The following is a 913-nucleotide window of genomic DNA, read 5'->3' on the forward strand; positions in this document are numbered from 1 at the left end:
TAGATGTATGGACTCCCTCCCTTTGAGGGTGTACGGTTTGAATTCGACAAAGAAAGCAACCAAAGGAGTCCACACATGAGTAATCCTACTATCATTGCTATTGATTTGGCAAAAGATGTTCTTCAGGTATGCAAGGTTACGTCAAAAAATAAGATCTCTTACAACAAAGCAGTCTCTAGAAAAGGATTAAAAGAGCTGCTTAGCAGAGAAAAAGATTGCTTGGTCGCTATGGAAGCATGCGCTTCCAGTCAGTATTGGTCACGCTTTGCGTTAAAGCTCGGCCTATCAGTAAAGGCGATGCATGCTCGTCATGTAAAACCATTTCGAACGACACAAAAAACAGATAGAAATGATGCCTTGGCAATTGCTGTGGCTGCAACGCAGCTCACGATAAAACCGACAAGAATACTAACGATTGATGAGCAAGGCTTACAATCTTTAGAGCGAATAAGGGATTTACAGAAATCTCAATGTATCGCCATTTCAAATCAAATTCGTTCATTGCTTGGAGAGTTTGGAATAACGATAGCAAAAGGCGATAAAGCACTTCGAGAAGCAATGCCTTATATTTTTGAAGATGCAGAAAATGAGCTACCTCATTCATTAAGAGCTGTTTTATTTTCCCAATGGGAAAATTACCGCCATCAAGTTGAGCATTTAGATTCAATAACAGAGCAACTTGAAGTCGAAGTTCAGAAAAATCATCAGTGCCAAAAGTTCATGAAACTTGAAGGGGTAGGACCTTTAGGAGCTATTGGTTTAGTTATTGCACTAGGTGATGGTAAAGCGTTTACCAATGGACGAGCAGCTTCTGCCTGTATTGGTGTCACTCCAGTTCAGCACAGCTCTGGAGGAAAAGAAAATATTGGTAGTATTGCTAAGAAAAGCTCAGGACAAAGACTCCGCAGTGTTT

General features: G+C 40.5%; 1 protein-coding gene. It reads left to right on the top strand.

What is annotated here, in order from left to right:
* Nucleotides 1–75 precede the first annotated feature (75 nt).
* A partial coding sequence (locus tag PVK70_RS18755; RefSeq protein ID WP_165367256.1) for an IS110 family transposase occupies nt 76–913 on the top strand: 838 nt, incomplete at its 3' end.

Origin of the sequence: Aliivibrio sp. A6, assembly GCF_028765505.1 — a bacterium.
Taxonomy (GTDB): Bacteria; Pseudomonadota; Gammaproteobacteria; order Enterobacterales; family Vibrionaceae; genus Aliivibrio; species Aliivibrio finisterrensis_A.